The sequence below is a fragment of the Streptomyces sp. NBC_01296 genome, assembly GCF_035984415.1.
Classification (GTDB): Bacteria; Actinomycetota; Actinomycetes; order Streptomycetales; family Streptomycetaceae; genus Streptomyces.
Genome location: NZ_CP130720.1, coordinates 2,196,051 through 2,210,765, shown reverse-complemented (window position 1 = coordinate 2,210,765; position 14,715 = coordinate 2,196,051). Strand labels below are relative to the sequence as shown.

The following is a 14,715-nucleotide window of genomic DNA, read 5'->3' as shown; positions in this document are numbered from 1 at the left end:
CCCCGCTCCGTGCGTGCCCTTCCAGCCTACGGCCGGGCTACTGGCCGAGCGCGTCGAGGACGGCCAGCTCCCCGGACGTCAGGTGGATGGTTGCCGCGTCAATGTTCTCGGCCAGGTGGACGGGGGATCCGGTGCCCGGCATGGGGCACAGCACCGGCGACCGGTGCAGCAGCCAGGCCAGCGCGATCTGCCCCGGGCCCGCGCGGTGCTCCGCGGCCACGGCCGTCACCGCGGCCGCGCTCTCGCGGGTCAGGACGCCACTGCCCAGGGGGTAGTACGGGAGGAAGGCGATCCCCCGCGCCTCGCACAGCGCGAGCACCTCCGCCGACGACCGGTCCAGCAGGTTGTACGGGTTCTGGACGGCGGCGACCGGGACGAGCTCCAGCGCCCGGCCCAGCTGTTCGGCGGTGACCGTGTCCAACCCGATGTGCCGGATCTTGCCCTCTTCCTGCAACCCGGCCAGCGCGCCCAGCTGTTCGGCCATCGGGACCGAGGGATCGAAGCGGTGCAGCTGGTAGAGGTCGATGCACTCCACCCGCAGCCGCCGCAGGCTCGCCTCGCACCTCTCCCGCAGCTGCTCGGGACGCCCGGCGAGATGCCACCGGTCGGGGCCGGTGCGCACCACCCCGCCCTTCGTGGCGACGACGAGCTGCTCCCCGTACGGGTGGAGGGCCTCGGCGATCAGCTCCTCGGCCAGGTCGGGGCCGTAGTTGTCGGCGGTGTCGAGGAAGGTGACACCCCGGTCGACGGCGGTGTGCAGCAGGGCCCGGGCCTCGGCGCGGCTGCCGCGCGGGCCCCAGTAGCCGGGTCCGACCAGACCGCCCGTGCCGAGGCCGAGCCGCCGTACGGGGAGATCGCCGCCGAGAAGGAACAAGTCGTCCATCATGCCCCGACGGTAACTCAGGGCTCCGGATGTGCCAGGCTCCTGGCCATGCGTTACATCATCATCGGCGCCGGTGCGATCGGCGCGACCATCGGCGGACGGCTGGCGGAAGCGGGCGCGGAGGTCGTGCTCGTCGCGCGCGGCGCGCACGCGGAGTCCCTCGCGGCGGACGGGCTGCGGCTCACGACGGCGGACGGGGCCCGGGTGCACCGGATCCCCGTGGTCTCGGGCCCGGCGGAGCTGGGTGAACTGCGGCCGGACGACGTACTGCTGCTGACCGTGAAGACCCAGGACGCGATCACCGCGCTCGATGCGTGGGGCGACGCGGAGGTGGCGGGCGGCGGCACGGCGGCGCAGCGGCTGCCGGTGCTGTGCGCGCAGAACGGGGTGGAGAGCGAGCGGCTGGCGCTGCGCCGCTTCGCGCGCGTGTACGGGGTCTGCGTATGGCTGCCCGCCACGTTCCTGGAACCGGGGGCGGTGTCCGCGCTGTGCGCGCCGCTGACGGGCATCCTGCACATCGGACTGGCCGCCGGGGGCGCGGATGCGCGGGCCCGGCGGATCGCGGCCGACCTGGAGAAGTCCGGCTTCGAGGCACCGGTCGTCGAGGACGTGATGCGGTGGAAGCACGCGAAGCTGCTGGGCAACCTGGGCAACGCGATCCAGGCGACGACCGGGCCGGAGCCCGACCCGGCGAAGGCGGCGCTGCTGCAGCGGGCGCAGCGTGAGGGCCGGGCGGCGCTCGAGGCGGCCGGGATCGCGTACGCCTCGGACGCGGAGCAGTCGGCGGCCCGTGACGGCAAGGTCGACCAGCCGGCCGGGGGGAGCATGCGGGGCGGCTCGTCCTGGCAGTCGCTGCGGCGCGGCACGGGCTCGATCGAGGCGGACTACCTGAACGGCGAGATCACCCTGCTGGGGCGCCTGCACGGGATCCCGACCCCGGTGAACGACACCCTGCGCCACGCGGCGAACATCTTCGCCCGCGAAGGCCTCCCACCGGGCGCCATGTCCATCGAGGACCTGACGGCCCTGGCCGACGAGGCGGCGACCAGGGCGTAGGCCGGGCGGCGGACGGAGTGCGTCAGAACGTGCGGTCGCTGCGCCAGGAGGACTGGCTGGACGGGTTGTTCAGGTCGACCGTGAGGCCGGAGAGCCGGCCGTCCGCGCCGCGGGTGCCGGTGTACCGGCCCCTGGGCCCGTGGTTCCACTGGACGATGAAGTAGATGTCGTTCCCGGTGACGGCGCCCTCCTGCAGGGTCCCCACGGTGCCTCCGGACGACGTGGTTCCGAAGAGGTTCCCCGCGGCGTCCTGTCGCACGTCGATCCGCACGGTGGCGTTGGTCTGGAAGATGGTCCAGACCCCACTGGCGTTGAAGAACGCCGCCGCGCGGGCCTCCCGCCCGGCGCTCGCTGCGCTCGCGGGTGCGGCGTTCGCGGGGGCGGTGAGACCCGCCCCCGCGACGGACAGGATCAGGGCGGCGGCGGACGTGGTGAGGAAGCTGCGCGTACGGCGTGACATGGACATCTGCCCTCCAGGGGCGGCCAGGACGATCGATCCCGTTGTGTGATGCACGGAACCTCGCGGCTGGACTACCCATGATCCACTGGACCGAGCCCTTGGTTCGCTCGAACGAGAATCAGGCCGCGGCGAGGAGCGGCACGCTGCGCTGCGCCGTGTCGTAGCGGCGCAGGAGCAGGCGGGCCAGTTCGGGGGCCGCGCCGAGCACGCCGGACACCAGATCCGCCCCGGCGGCTTCCGCGCCCGCCGCGATACGGTCCGGCAGGCGCCCGGGGGCGATGACGTACGGGGCCACCGCCACCCGGCGGACGCCCTCGGCGTGCAGGGCCCGTACGGCGTCCTCCGTACGGGGCAGAGCAGCGGAGGCGAACGCAGGCCGCACGGCGCACCAACCGGTGTGCCGCCACTCCCGCGCGATTTCAGCGATCACTGCGATCGCCTCCGGGTCGGAGGAACCGGCGGACGCGAGCACCACACCGGTGGTGGCGCGGTCCGCCGGGGTGAGACCCGCTTCCGCGAGGCGGCGCTCCAGGGCGCCGACCAGCAGCGGGGACGGGCCGAGGACGTCCGCGATGCGGACGGAGAGGTCCGGCAAGTGGGACGTGGCCTCGGCCAGCACCGCGGGTATGTCGGACTTCGCATGGAACGCCCGGGTCAGGAGCAGCGGGAGGGCCACGACCTCCCGTACGCCGGACCGGTACAGGGCGCAGGTCACCTGCGCCACCGTCGGGGTGTCGAAGTCCAGGAACGCCGTCTCCACCCGCAGCCCGGGCCGCAGCGCCCGCACCCGCCGGGTGAGGGCGTGCACGGTCGCCGCGTGCCGCGGGTCGCGGCTGCCGTGGGCTATGACCAGCAGGACGGGGGGCATGCCGGTCAGCCCTTCACCAGCAGGCCGCGGCTGCGCAGTACCCACCGTTCGACGGGGCTGAAGATCAGCAGGTCGATGGCGATGCCGACGACGAGGATGAGGATGATTGCGAGGAACACGCCGGGGAGGTCGATGTTGTTGCGGCCGTTTTCGAGGAGTTGGCCGAGGCCGAGGCCGAGGTCGGGGGAGCTGGCGATGATCTCGGCGGCCATGAGGGAGCGCCAGGAGAAGGCCCAGCCTTGCTTGAGGCCGGCGAGGTAGCCGGGGAGGGCGGCGGGCATGACGACGTGGCGGGCGCCCTGGAGGCCGGTGGCGCCGAGGGTGCGGCCGGCGCGCAGGTAGAGCGGGGGGATCTGGTCGATGCCGGAGACGAGGCCGTTGGCGATGGAGGGGACGGCTCCGAGGAGGATGACCGTGTACATCATGGCGTCGTTGAGGCCGAACCAGAGGACGGCCGGGGGTACCCAGGCGACGGAGGGCAGGGACTGCAGGCCTTGGAGGATGGGGCCGATCGCGGCGCGGACGAATGTGACGCGGGCGACGATCAGGCCGAGCGGGGTGCCGATGGCCAGGGCGAGCAGGAAGCCGAGCAGGCCGCGGGAGACGCTGGTCCAGATGACCTCGAGCAGGGTGCCCTTGAGCCACATCTGGGACAGGCTGTCCCAGACCGCGGACAGCGCGGGCAGCTTCGTCTCGTCGGTGACCTTCGCCGCGACGAGGATCTGCCACACCAGCAGGACCAGGCCGACGGCGATGACCGGCGGCAGGATCTTCTTGACGAGGACCTCGCGGGCGGGGGTGCGGTGGGTCTGGACCGCGTCGAGCGCGTCCAGGCCGGCTTCCAGGCCGGCCAGGTCGTCGCTCCTGGCGCCCGCCGCGGCCTTCGGGGTGGTGTCAGTGCTGGCCATGGCGGCGGATCTCCCCACGCAGGTGTTCAGTGATTTCGACGGACAGTTCCGCGACGTCCGCGTCCTCGATGCGGCGCGGCTGCGGGATGTCCACGGTCCATTCCTTGGCGATGCGGCCGGGCCGTGAGGAGAGCAGGACCACGCGCTGGGCGAGGCGGACGGCCTCGCGCACGTTGTGGGTGACGAAGAGGACGGAGACGTCGGTCTCGGCCCAGATGCGGGTGAGCTCGCCGTGCAGCACGTCGCGGGTGATGGCGTCCAGGGCCGCGAAGGGCTCGTCCATCAGCAGGAGCCGGCTGTCCTGGGCGAGGGCGCGGGCCAGGGCGACGCGCTGGCGCATGCCGCCGGACAGTTCGTGGACCCGCTTGCCGTAGGCGCCGCCGAGGCGGACCAGTTCCAGCAGCCGCTCGGCCTCGGGCTTGCGGTCGGCCTTGGCCACCCCGCGCAGGCGCAGGGCGAGTTCGATGTTCTTGCCCGCGGTGAGCCAGGGGAAGAGGGCGTGCTCCTGGAACATCAGGGCGGGCCGTCCGGCGGTCTCGATGGTGCCCGCGCTGGGCTTGTCGAGTCCGGCGACCAGGTTGAGCAGGGTGGACTTCCCGCACCCGGAGGCTCCCAGGATGGTGACGAACTCGCCGGGCGCGACATCGAGGCTGATGTCGTCCAGGACGAGCTGCGATCCGGCCGGACCGGGGAAGGACTTCGAGACGTGCTCGATCCGGGCGGCGTGCGTCTGCTCCGCTACCGTGCCCTCGGCAGCCTTGGCGAGTGTGGTGGCCATGGTCGTCACCTCCTGGGGTTCGTACGGACGGGCTTACTTGACGCCGAGACCGGCGTCGGAGACCTCGGGCTTGCCGGCGGCCTTGAGGACCTTGTTCAGGAGCGTCAGGTCGTAGACGCCGGCGAGGTCGGGCTGCTCGATGAGCTTGGCCTTGACCGCCCAGTCGGACTCGGTCTTCAGCGTGGACGCCAGCGGGTCGTCGGTGACGAGGATGCTCTTCCACGCCGGGTCGATGACCGAGGGCTCGAGCTCCTTGCCGCTGAGCGTCTTGAGCGCCGCGTTGGCGGAGGCCTTCGCCTTGTCGGGGTTGGCGTTGATCCAGTCGTTGGTCTTCACCGTGCCGCGCAGTACGGCCTCGACGACGTCCGGGTGCTCCTTGAGGAACTTCTGCGACACGATGACGTTCGTGATCACGAACTTCTTGTCGGGCCACAGGTCGGTCTCGTCGAGGAGGACGGAGCCGCCGTCGGCGACCAGCTTGGAGGCGGTCGGCTCCGGCACCCAGGCGCCGTCGATCGAACCCTGTTTGAAGGCGTCCGGGGTCACCTTGTTGTCCGTACGGACGACGGAGACGTCACCCTTGCCGGACTCCGGGTCGACCTTCCAGCCCTTCTCGCCGATCCAGTTGAGGAACGCGACGTCCTGCGTGTTCCCCTTCTGCGGGGTGGCGATCTTCTTGCCCTTGATGTCGTCCAGGGTCTTGATCTTGTCCGGGTTCACGACGAGCTTCACGCCGCCGGACGCGGAACCGGAGACGATCCGCAGGTTGGTGCTCTTGGACTTCACGTAGCCGTTGATCGACGGCGAGGGGCCGATGAAGCCGATGTCGAGAGAGCCCCCGTTGAGGGCCTCGATCTCGGACGGGCCGGCGTTGAACGTCTGCGGCTTGATCGCGGTGGAGCCGAGCTCCTTGGCGATCAGGCCTTCCTGGATGCCGACCAGCGCGGTCGCGTGCGTCAGGTTCGGGAAGTACCCGATACGGACCTCGGAGGCCGAGAGCTTCGCTCCGTCGGCGGCCGCGCCGGCCTTCTTGGCGTCCGCGCCGGCGGGCTTCTCGGCCTGGGAGCCGTATCCGCAGGAGGCGAGCGCGCCGATCAGGAGCGGCAGGGCGGCGGCGACAACGCTGCGGCGCAGGCCGGACGGGGAGAACACGGTGCGGGTGGTACCGGTGGCAGGCACGGGAGGGCTTCCTCTCGTTGCGTCATCTCATGACGCACGTCTTCGTCTGTGGAGCAAGGACAGGTAACGCAGTTCGTGGAGGGTGAGGGCGCGCATGCAGTGCGCGTACGTCATCGCGCACATCGCGCCACTCCTCCCTGTCCGCTGCCGAGGCGGCCGCTGCCTACGCGGCCGCCCTCCTTGGCGAAGGTCGAGTAGATGTCGCAGAGCATGGGTTAGAAGTCCCAGCCTTCGTCATCCGCCTGGACGGTGGTGCGGGCCTGGGAGGCGAAGGACTCGCCGGCCATGCCCGCCGCCAGGGTGGTTCCGTCGGCCGGGTCGATCAGCAGGAAGGACCCGGTACGGCGCGAGTCGGCGTACGCGTCGAGCGCGAGCGGCTCGGCGGTCCGTACGACGACGCGGCCGATGTCGTTGGCCACCAGCTGCCCGGGGTTCGGGTGCTGGGACAGGTCGTCCAGGGTCAGCCGCGAGGGGATCTCCTTGACGATCGCCTTGACCGTGCGCGTGGTGTGCTTGAGCAGCACCCGCGCGCCGACGGCCAGCGGCTGGTCCGCGACGTGGCAGACCGTGGCGACGACGTCCTGCGTGGTGGCCGGCGGGTTCGCGGACGGCGCGATCAGATCGCCGCGCGAGATGTCGATGTCGTCCGCCAGACGCACCGTCACCGACTGCGGCGCCCAGGCGATGTCCACGCTCTCGCCGAGCGCGTCGATCCCGGCGATGACCGAGGTGCGGCCCGACGGCAGGACCGTGACCGGCTCGCCGACGCGCAGCACACCGGAGGCGATCTGGCCCGCGTAGCCGCGGTAGTCGGGGTGCTCGGCGGTCTGCGGGCGGATCACGTACTGCACCGGGAAACGCGCCGGGCAGGTGGTGAGGTCGTGGCTGACCGGGACGGTCTCCAGGTGCTCCAGCACGGTCGGTCCGCCGTACCAGTCCATGTGGGCGGAGGGCTCGACCACGTTGTCCCCGGCGAGCGCCGAGATCGGGATCGCGGTGATCTCCGGGACGCCCAGGTCCGAGGCGTACGCGGTGAACTCCTCGGCGATCGAGGCGAAGACCGACTCCTCGTAGTCCACCAGGTCCATCTTGTTGACGGCCAGCACCACGTGCGGGACGCGCAGCAGGGCCGCGACGGCGGCGTGCCGGCGGGTCTGCTCGATCACGCCGTTGCGGGCGTCGACCAGGACCACGGCCAGGTCGGCGGTGGAGGCGCCGGTGACCATGTTCCGGGTGTACTGCACGTGCCCCGGGGTGTCGGCGAGGATGAACCGGCGGCGCGCGGTGGCGAAGTAGCGGTACGCGACGTCGATGGTGATGCCCTGCTCCCGCTCGGCCCGCAGGCCGTCGGTCAGCAGCGCCAGGTCGGGGGTGTCCTGGCCGCGCTGGGCGGACACGGCCTCGACGGCCTCCAGCTGGTCCGTCAGGACCGACTTGGAGTCGTGCAGCAGTCGTCCGACCAGCGTGGACTTGCCGTCGTCGACGGAGCCGGCGGTCGCGAAGCGCAGCAGCGTGGTCGCCGAAACGTCGGCGAACTGCTCGGTGGTGGAGGTCATTTCTAGAAGTACCCTTCGCGCTTGCGGTCTTCCATCGCGGCCTCGGACATCTTGTCGTCGGCGCGGGTCGCACCCCGCTCGGTCAGCCGGGAGGCGGCGATCTCGGTGATCACGGCGTCCAGCGTGGTGGCGTCGGAGTCGACGGCACCGGTGCAGGACATGTCACCGACGGTGCGGTAGCGGATGAGGCGCTTCTGCGGCGTCTCGCCCTCCTTCGGGCCGCCCCACTCGCCGGCCGTCAGCCACATGCCGTTGCGCTGGAAGACCTCGCGCTCGTGCGCGAAGTAGATCTCCGGCAGCTCGATGCCCTCGCGGGCGATGTACTGCCACACGTCCAGCTCGGTCCAGTTGGACAGCGGGAACACGCGCACGTGCTCGCCCGGGGCGTGGCGGCCGTTGTAGAGCTGCCACAGCTCGGGGCGCTGGCGGCGCGGGTCCCACTGGGAGAACTCGTCGCGCAGGGAGAAGACGCGCTCCTTGGCGCGGGCCTTCTCCTCGTCACGGCGGCCGCCGCCGAACACGGCGTCGAACTTGAGCTGCTGGATCGCCTCCGTGAGGGGGACGGTCTGCAGCGGGTTGCGGACCCCGTCGGGACGCTCGCGCAGCTTGCCGGCGTCGATGTACTCCTGGACGGAGGCCACGTGCAGGCGCAGGTTGTGCTGCGCCACGGCCCGGTCGCGGTAGTCGAGGACCTCGGGGAAGTTGTGCCCGGTGTCCACGTGCAGCAGCGTGAACGGCACCGGCGCCGGCGCGAACGCCTTCAGCGCCAGGTGCAGCATCACGATGGAGTCCTTGCCGCCGGAGAAAAGGATCACCGGCTTCTCGAACTCGCCCGCCACCTCACGGAAGATGTGCACGGCCTCCGATTCGAGGGCGTCGAGGTGCGACAGCGCGTAGGGCGCGTCCGTCCCTTCGTGGACGTGTGCGACGGTGGCGGTCATGCCAGACCCCTCTCGGTGAGCAGCGCGTGCAGGGCCGAAGCCGACTCCTGCACGGTCTGCGTGTGCGACTCGATGCGGAGGTCCGGGGACTCCGGCGCCTCGTACGGGTCGTCGACGCCGGTCAGACCGGAGATCTCGCCCGCCGCCTGCTTGGCGTACAGGCCCTTCACGTCACGCTCGGAGCAGACCTCCACCGGGGTGGCCACGTGCACTTCGAGGTAGTTCGTCGCGACCGCCGCGTGCCGCTTGCGGACGGCCTCGCGGCTGTCCGCGAACGGCGCGATCACCGGCACGAGCGCCTTCACGCCGTTGCTCGCGAGGAGTTCGGCGACGAAGCCGATCCGCTGCACGTTGGTGTGGCGGTCCTCGCGGGTGAAGCCGAGGCCGGCGGAGAGGAACTCGCGGATCTCGTCGCCGTCGAGGACCTCCACGCGGTGGCCCTCGGCGCGCAGCCGCTCGGCCAGCGCGTAGGCGATGGTGGTCTTGCCCGCGCTCGGCAGCCCGGTCAGCCACACGGTGGCGCCCTGGTCGCTCACGCTCATCGTTCTCGTCTCCGTCGGTTCTGTGAAAGTCGATGCTTCGAGGTCGGTCATCAGCCGTGCAGTCCGCACTCGGTCTTGGCCCGCCCGGCCCAGCGGCCGGCCCGTGCGTCCTCGCCCTGCGCCACGCGGCGGGTGCAGGGGGCGCAGCCGACCGAGGCGTAGCCGTCCATCAGCAGCGGGTTGGTCAGCACCCCGTGCTCCGCGACGTAGGCGTCCACGTCGTCCTGGGTCCAGCGGGCGATCGGGGAGACCTTGACCTTCTGCCGCTTCTCGTCCCAACCGACCACCGGGGTGTTCGCCCGGGTCGGGGACTCGTCGCGGCGCAGGCCCGTCGCCCAGGCCTCGTACGCGGTCAGGCCCTCTTCCAGCGGCTTGACCTTGCGCAGTGCGCAGCACAGGTCGGGGTCGCGGTCGTGCAGCTTCGGGCCGTACTGCGCGTCCTGCTCGGCCACCGTCTGCCGCGGGGTGAGGGTGATGACGTTGACGTCCATCACGGCCTCGACCGCGTCGCGGGTGCCGATGGTCTCCTCGAAGTGGTAGCCCGTGTCCAGGAAGACCACGTCCACGCCGGGGAAGGCGCGGGAGGCCAGGTGGGCGACCACCGCGTCCTCCATGGAGGAGGTCACGGCGAACTTCTTGCCGAAGGTCTCGGCCGCCCACGCGAGGATCTCCAGCGGGGAGGCGTCCTCGAGGTCGCGGCCCGCCTGCTCGGCCAGCCCCTTGAGATCGCGCGGCCCCGCCGCCTGGTCCACTGTCTGACTCGTCGTCATATCTCGTCCCCTCCAGTGGTGTTGGACTGAACACCCCGGGCCAGCAGCCCGAGGTACTTCAGCTGGAAGGCTCGGTTGCAGGCCCTGCATTCCCACGCGCCGTGACCCGTCTCGTTCGGAAACAGGTCCTCGTCGCCGCAGTACGGGCAGTAGAACGGGGCCGCGCGCTCGCTCACGAGAGGTCCTCGTCCTTCGCACGGGTCACCCAGGCGGCGAAGCGCTCGCCGTCCCCGCGCTGCTCCTGGAAGCGCGTGACGACCCGCTCGACGTAGTCGGGCAGACCGGCCGAGGTGACCTTGAGACCGCGGACCTTGCGGCCGAAGCCGGCCTCCAGGCCGAGGGCGCCGCCCAGGTGGACCTGGTAGCCCTCCACCTGGTTGCCGTCGTCGTCCAGGACCAGCTGGCCCTTGAGACCGATGTCCGCCACCTGGATACGGGCGCAGGCGTTCGGGCAGCCGTTGATGTTGATGGTGAGCGGCTCGGCGAACTCGGGCAGGCGGCGCTCCAGCTCGTCGATCAGCGAGGCGCCGCGCGCCTTCGTCTCGACGATGGCCAGCTTGCAGAACTCGATGCCGGTGCAGGCCATCGTGCCGCGGCGGAACGGGGACGGCTTGACCCGCAGGTCCAGCGCCTCCAGGGCCTCCACGACGGAGTCGACCCGGTCCGCCTCGATGTCGAGGACGATCATCTTCTGCTCGGCGGTGGTGCGCAGCCGGCCGGAGCCGTGCTGCTCGGCGACGTCCGCGATCTTGGTGAGGGTGGCGCCGTCGACGCGGCCGACGCGGGGCGCGAAGCCGACGTAGAACTTGCCGTCCTGCTGCCGGTGGACGCCGACGTGGTCGCGCCACTGGCCGCTCGGCTGCTCGGGTGCGGGGCCGTCGGTGAGCCCCCGCTTCAGGTACTCGTCCTCCAGGACCTGGCGGAACTTGGCCGGGCCCCAGTCGGCGACGAGGAACTTCAGCCGGGCGCGGGTGCGCAGGCGGCGGTAGCCGTAGTCGCGGAAGATCGAGATGACGCCCTCGTAGACGTCCGGGACCTCGTCGAGGGAGACCCAGGTGCCCAGGCGCACGCCCAGCTTGGGGTTGGTCGAGAGGCCGCCGCCGACCCAGACGTCGAAGCCGGGGCCGTGCTCGGGGTGGTTCACGCCGACGAACGCGATGTCGTTGATCTCGTGCGCCACGTCGAGCAGCGGCGAGCCGGAGACCGCGGACTTGAACTTGCGGGGCAGGTTGGAGAAGTCCGGGTTGCCCACGATGCGGCGGTAGATCTCGTCGATGGCGGGCGTGCCGTCGATGATCTCGTCCTGGGCGATGCCGGCGACGGGCGAGCCGAGGATGACGCGGGGCGTGTCACCGCAGGCCTCGGTGGTCGACAGGCCGACGGCCTCGAGGCGGCGCCAGATCTCCGGGACGTCCTCGATCCGGATCCAGTGGTACTGCACGTTCTGGCGGTCGGTGAGGTCGGCGGTGCCGCGCGCGAACTCCTGCGAGATCTCGCCGATGACGCGGAGCTGCTCGGTGGTCAGCCGGCCGCCGTCGATGCGGACGCGCAGCATGAAGTACTTGTCGTCCAGCTCCTCCGGCTCCAGGATCGCGGTCTTGCCGCCGTCGATCCCGGGCTTGCGCTGGGTGTACAGACCCCACCAGCGCATGCGGCCGCGCAGGTCGTTGGGGTCGATCGAGTCGAAGCCCGTCTTGGAGTAGATCGTCTCAATGCGTGTCCGCACGTTGAGACCGTCGTCGTCCTTCTTGAACTGCTCGTTGCCGTTGAGGGGGGTGTGGTGTCCAACGGCCCACTGACCCTCACCGCGGTGACGGCCGGTCTTTCGGCGCGCGGCGGCGGGCGTTTCGGGGGTGGCGGCCATGGCGGTACATCCTTCTTCGGCGGCGTCAATGCAAGGTAGGGGGAGCGGCGGCGAGCCCCTGTCATCGGCCCTGCCGCTGAGCAGGTGCGGCCGACAGCCGCCCAGTGCCGGGGTTTCCGGAGGTCAGGGCGGTCTTCTGCCTTCAGGGGGCATGCAGGTGCTTCGGGGGTCGACGCGTCCGCAGCGGCGGGGACGACGGCGATGTGCGGCGGTGGCTGGTTCCGTCAGCTCGCCGGACAGATGGCGCTGGACATGCGGCCGAGGTCGACGTGCCGCCGACTCACCAAGGCAATCCCAGCTCCATTCATGGCGGAAGCGTGTCATGTGCCGATTGGAGGAGTCCACTACTGTCCATTATTCGGACGTACTTGTCTCGCACTTCGAGATCGCGTGACGGGGGTCACGTCATACGGGGTGCGGAATGCGGCCGTGGCGGACCCGGACCCCGCCCACGCTACCCGCCGCCCTGCTGGCCACGGCCCTCGCTCGGGGTGGCACCGGGGGCCGACGGCCGGGGCGTCCCGGGGCGACCGGCCGGAGCGGGTTCGACGTCTCGATCGACGCGGCATCGAGTCCCTGCCGCCGGAGGCGCGGAGGCGCTCGAGAGCGTCGAGCCCCGGCATGAGGGGCCTGGAGGTGACGTCCGAGCGAGTCAGCGGCCCCGACCAGGGCCGTGACCAGGCCCCGAGGAGGCTGTGCCAGTGGCGCGACCGGGACAACCGCCGGGCGGCTCATGCGCCTCGCCTGTTCGACGGGCGTCCAGCATGCGCACGCCCCGCCCCCGCGGTCCCGCAGCCAGGCCGCGGAGCACGGGACGGGCCCTGCCCCGCGGCCTGGATGCCGTACGAGGGCTCCTACGCCCCCGGCCAGGGGCCCGGGGTGGGGGCGGACTCCTTGTCCTCCGTCTCCGTACGGAAGACCTTGAAGCCGCGGCGGAGGTAGTTGTCCATCGCCGTCGGGCCGTCCTGGCTGCAGGTGTGGAGCCACACCCGCGTCGTCGCCCCGCGCTCCGGCCAGCGCTCGGCCAGCGACCAGGCCGCCTCGACGCCCAGCGTCAGCAGGTGCCCCCCGATCCGGCGCCCCCGGAAGTCCGGGAGCAGCCCGAAGTACATGATCTCCACCACGCCGTCCTCCTGCGGGTCGAGCTCCACGTACCCGGCCGGCGTCCCGCGGTCGTACGCCACCCAGGTCTCCACGCCGGGACGGCCCAGCTGCTCCACCCACTGGGCGCGGGTCAGCGAGAGCCGGTCCGTCCAGTGGATGTCGCCGCCGACCGAGGCGTAGAGGAAGCGGCTGAACTCGGGCGAGGGGACCTCCGCCCGCCGGACCTGGATCTCAGGCCCTGGGACGGCCGCCCGGACCAGGTCCTGCGGGGAGGCCATTTCCAGGGACCAAGTGGTGAGTGTGATGGTGCTCATGCAGGTCAGGGAATCACGGCCGGCTCCGTACGGCCCAGGCGGGCCTTGATCACCGCCGGTGCCGTGGAGTGCGGCAGCAGCGCCGCCGGGTCCTGCGGCCGGATCAGCTCCACTTCCACGTCGTCCGCGAAGCGGTACGGGCGGTGGGTCAGCACCCCGCCCAGGTGCCGCCGGACCCGCGACAGCTCGGCCCGGACCGTCACGGTACGCGTCGGGTCCCCGAACAGCTCCGCCGACAGCTCCGCCGCGGACCGCCCCCGCGGGCTCTCCGCCAGCAGGAACAGCAGCTCCGCATGGCGCGGGCTCAGCTCCTGGGACCAGCTCCCGGCGGCCCCGTACACCGTCGCCGACCACGTGCGGGGCCGGCTCAGGTCCAGGACGACGCGGCTCGCCGCCATCGCCGTGCCCGGCTCCTCGGCGATGCGCAGCAGCCAGCCGCCCGGCAGCGGCTCCACCACGCAGTCCCCGAGCTGCGGCACCCACACCCGGCCCGGCCCGAACCCCTTCGGGAGCGGGATCCGGTCCGCCGGGGCCAGGCCCGTCACCGCCGCCGTCCAGCCCTGCGGGTCCACCACGACGGCCTGCCCGGGCAGCCGGGCCAGCAGCGGCGCCGCGACCGCCCGCAGCCGCTCCAGCGACTCCAGGTGCCGGATCCGCAGCTCCCGCTCCGCGAGCCGGGCCACCGAGCTCACCCACGCCAGCGTGGCCGGGTGCATGGTGGCCAGCGGCCCGCTGACGTCCACCACGCCCAGCAGCTGCCCGTCCCGCGGGTCCCGCACCGGGGCCCCCGCGCAGGTCCAGTCGTGGTGGCTGGAGACGAAGTGCTCCGCCGAGAACACCTGGACGGGCTGCCGGGCCACCAGCGCGGTGCCCACCCCGTTGGTGCCGACCACCGCCTCGCCCCAGTCGGCGCCCACCGAGAACCCCAGCCGGTCCGCGTTGCGCAGGATCGACGCGGCCCCCTCCCGCCACAGCAGCCGCCCCTCCGCGTCGGCGACGACCATGATGTGCAGCGCCGTGTCCAGCGCCGGCAGCAGCCCCTCGCGCAGCACCGGCAGGATCTCCCGCAGCGGCGAGACCTGCCGCCGCTCCTCGGTCTCGGCCGTCGACAGCATCCGCGCGCGCGCGTCCCGGTCCGGGTGCACCCCGCAGGCCAGCATCCGCCGCCAGGACTCGGCGATCTCCGGGCGGGGCTCGGCGGGCGGCCGGTCCCCGGCGAGCGCGGCCGCCCGCACCCCCTTGAGCAGACGCGCGGCCTCCCGTGCGTCCATGGCCGAGATGCGTGCCACATCGACCGTGCTGCCTGCGGTGTAGGCCACCGGAACCTCCCCGTGTGGAACAGGACGTACAAGGGAATCCGCCCGGGCGGTCCGTGCGTGCCGCTTCCCCGGGCACGCACGGCGGACGGTTCCGACTCAGAGGGTTGCAACGGTATGCAACTCTCGCCAAGTCCCGGTCACCCGACCGAAACTGTCCGGACGTCGCCTCGCGG

Annotated in this window: 16 protein-coding genes; 1 reads left to right on the top strand and 15 read right to left on the bottom strand. The window is 71.9% G+C overall.

The features are described 5' to 3' along the window. Positions 1-37 precede the first annotated feature (37 nt). A complete protein-coding gene (locus OG299_RS10230; protein ID WP_327361298.1) occupies positions 38-886 on the bottom strand; it encodes an aldo/keto reductase in 849 nt (282 codons plus the stop codon). A gap of 45 nt (positions 887-931) precedes the next feature. Here OG299_RS10230 and OG299_RS10225 point away from each other — a divergent pair, with 45 nt between their 5' ends. Further along, the gene (locus tag OG299_RS10225; protein ID WP_266634352.1) at positions 932-1,939 is read left to right on the top strand and encodes a ketopantoate reductase family protein; all 1,008 of its coding nucleotides are present in this window, start codon (positions 932-934) and stop codon (positions 1,937-1,939) included. A 22-nt stretch (positions 1,940-1,961) separates the two neighbouring features. On the opposite strand, the gene OG299_RS10220 is transcribed toward OG299_RS10225, so the two are convergent. From OG299_RS10220 to OG299_RS10155, 14 genes are all read right to left on the bottom strand, one after another. After that, entirely contained in the window at positions 1,962-2,405 is a 444-nt protein-coding gene (locus OG299_RS10220) for a hypothetical protein (RefSeq protein ID WP_327361297.1), read from the bottom strand. Between the two features lie 112 nt (positions 2,406-2,517). After that, positions 2,518-3,267 carry a sirohydrochlorin chelatase gene (locus OG299_RS10215; RefSeq protein ID WP_327361296.1) on the bottom strand — a complete coding sequence of 250 codons (750 nt, stop codon included), beginning with the start codon at positions 3,265-3,267 and terminating at the stop codon, positions 2,518-2,520. 5 nt (positions 3,268-3,272) lie between these two features. Further along, positions 3,273-4,175 carry an ABC transporter permease gene (locus OG299_RS10210; RefSeq protein ID WP_327361295.1) on the bottom strand — a complete coding sequence of 301 codons (903 nt, stop codon included), beginning with the start codon at positions 4,173-4,175 and terminating at the stop codon, positions 3,273-3,275. Then, positions 4,162-4,953, bottom strand: coding sequence for an ABC transporter ATP-binding protein (locus tag OG299_RS10205; protein ID WP_327361294.1), 792 nt, complete (start codon positions 4,951-4,953; stop codon positions 4,162-4,164). The genes OG299_RS10210 and OG299_RS10205 overlap by 14 nt, the downstream gene beginning before the upstream one ends. 33 nt (positions 4,954-4,986) lie before the next feature. Continuing rightward, positions 4,987-6,132: an aliphatic sulfonate ABC transporter substrate-binding protein gene (locus OG299_RS10200; protein WP_442817501.1), complete on the bottom strand. Its 1,146-nt coding sequence runs from the start codon at positions 6,130-6,132 to the stop codon at positions 4,987-4,989. Between the two features lie 215 nt (positions 6,133-6,347). Next, a complete protein-coding gene (locus OG299_RS10195) occupies positions 6,348-7,688 on the bottom strand; it encodes a sulfate adenylyltransferase subunit 1 (protein WP_266634362.1) in 1,341 nt (446 codons plus the stop codon). A gap of 2 nt (positions 7,689-7,690) precedes the next feature. Next, positions 7,691-8,629, bottom strand: a complete 939-nt coding sequence (gene cysD / locus OG299_RS10190) for a sulfate adenylyltransferase subunit CysD (RefSeq protein ID WP_266634364.1) — start codon at positions 8,627-8,629, stop codon at positions 7,691-7,693. After that, positions 8,626-9,171, bottom strand: coding sequence for an adenylyl-sulfate kinase (cysC, locus tag OG299_RS10185; RefSeq protein ID WP_266634366.1), 546 nt, complete (start codon positions 9,169-9,171; stop codon positions 8,626-8,628). Before cysC ends, cysD begins: the two co-directional genes overlap by 4 nt. Positions 9,172-9,221: 50 nt before the next feature. After that, a complete protein-coding gene (locus tag OG299_RS10180) occupies positions 9,222-9,941 on the bottom strand; it encodes a phosphoadenylyl-sulfate reductase (RefSeq protein WP_327361293.1) in 720 nt (239 codons plus the stop codon). Continuing rightward, positions 9,938-10,117 carry a hypothetical protein gene (locus OG299_RS10175; RefSeq protein ID WP_266634370.1) on the bottom strand — a complete coding sequence of 60 codons (180 nt, stop codon included), beginning with the start codon at positions 10,115-10,117 and terminating at the stop codon, positions 9,938-9,940. Before OG299_RS10175 ends, OG299_RS10180 begins: the two co-directional genes overlap by 4 nt. Next, a complete protein-coding gene (locus tag OG299_RS10170; RefSeq protein ID WP_327361292.1) occupies positions 10,114-11,805 on the bottom strand; it encodes a nitrite/sulfite reductase in 1,692 nt (563 codons plus the stop codon). The genes OG299_RS10175 and OG299_RS10170 overlap by 4 nt, the downstream gene beginning before the upstream one ends. A gap of 224 nt (positions 11,806-12,029) precedes the next feature. Further along, positions 12,030-12,113 carry a putative leader peptide gene (locus OG299_RS10165; protein WP_309550570.1) on the bottom strand — a complete coding sequence of 28 codons (84 nt, stop codon included), beginning with the start codon at positions 12,111-12,113 and terminating at the stop codon, positions 12,030-12,032. A gap of 546 nt (positions 12,114-12,659) precedes the next feature. Further along, complete coding sequence (locus OG299_RS10160) at positions 12,660-13,223, bottom strand: GNAT family N-acetyltransferase (RefSeq protein ID WP_266634374.1); 564 nt, start codon at positions 13,221-13,223, stop codon at positions 12,660-12,662. A gap of 5 nt (positions 13,224-13,228) precedes the next feature. Then, positions 13,229-14,494 (bottom strand): GAF domain-containing protein, encoded by a 1,266-nt coding sequence (locus OG299_RS10155; protein WP_327364493.1) that lies wholly within the window; start codon positions 14,492-14,494, stop codon positions 13,229-13,231. Positions 14,495-14,715: the final 221 nt, after the last annotated feature.

Bases quoted from the DNA above. Each gene is read 5' to 3' on its own strand.
- OG299_RS10230 (WP_327361298.1), bottom strand. From the start codon at position 886: ATGATGGACGACTTGTTCCTTCTCGGCGGCGATCTCCCCGTACGGCGG.
- OG299_RS10225 (WP_266634352.1), top strand. From the start codon at position 932: ATGCGTTACATCATCATCGGCGCCGGTGCGATCGGCGCGACCATCGGC.
- OG299_RS10220 (WP_327361297.1), bottom strand. From the start codon at position 2,405: ATGTCCATGTCACGCCGTACGCGCAGCTTCCTCACCACGTCCGCCGCC.
- OG299_RS10215 (WP_327361296.1), bottom strand. From the start codon at position 3,267: ATGCCCCCCGTCCTGCTGGTCATAGCCCACGGCAGCCGCGACCCGCGG.
- OG299_RS10210 (WP_327361295.1), bottom strand. From the start codon at position 4,175: ATGGCCAGCACTGACACCACCCCGAAGGCCGCGGCGGGCGCCAGGAGC.
- OG299_RS10205 (WP_327361294.1), bottom strand. From the start codon at position 4,953: ATGGCCACCACACTCGCCAAGGCTGCCGAGGGCACGGTAGCGGAGCAG.
- OG299_RS10195 (WP_266634362.1), bottom strand. From the start codon at position 7,688: ATGACCTCCACCACCGAGCAGTTCGCCGACGTTTCGGCGACCACGCTG.
- cysD (WP_266634364.1), bottom strand. From the start codon at position 8,629: ATGACCGCCACCGTCGCACACGTCCACGAAGGGACGGACGCGCCCTAC.
- cysC (WP_266634366.1), bottom strand. From the start codon at position 9,171: ATGAGCGTGAGCGACCAGGGCGCCACCGTGTGGCTGACCGGGCTGCCG.
- OG299_RS10180 (WP_327361293.1), bottom strand. From the start codon at position 9,941: ATGACGACGAGTCAGACAGTGGACCAGGCGGCGGGGCCGCGCGATCTC.
- OG299_RS10170 (WP_327361292.1), bottom strand. From the start codon at position 11,805: ATGGCCGCCACCCCCGAAACGCCCGCCGCCGCGCGCCGAAAGACCGGC.
- OG299_RS10165 (WP_309550570.1), bottom strand. From the start codon at position 12,113: ATGAATGGAGCTGGGATTGCCTTGGTGAGTCGGCGGCACGTCGACCTC.
- OG299_RS10160 (WP_266634374.1), bottom strand. From the start codon at position 13,223: ATGAGCACCATCACACTCACCACTTGGTCCCTGGAAATGGCCTCCCCG.
- OG299_RS10155 (WP_327364493.1), bottom strand. From the start codon at position 14,494: ATGGACGCACGGGAGGCCGCGCGTCTGCTCAAGGGGGTGCGGGCGGCC.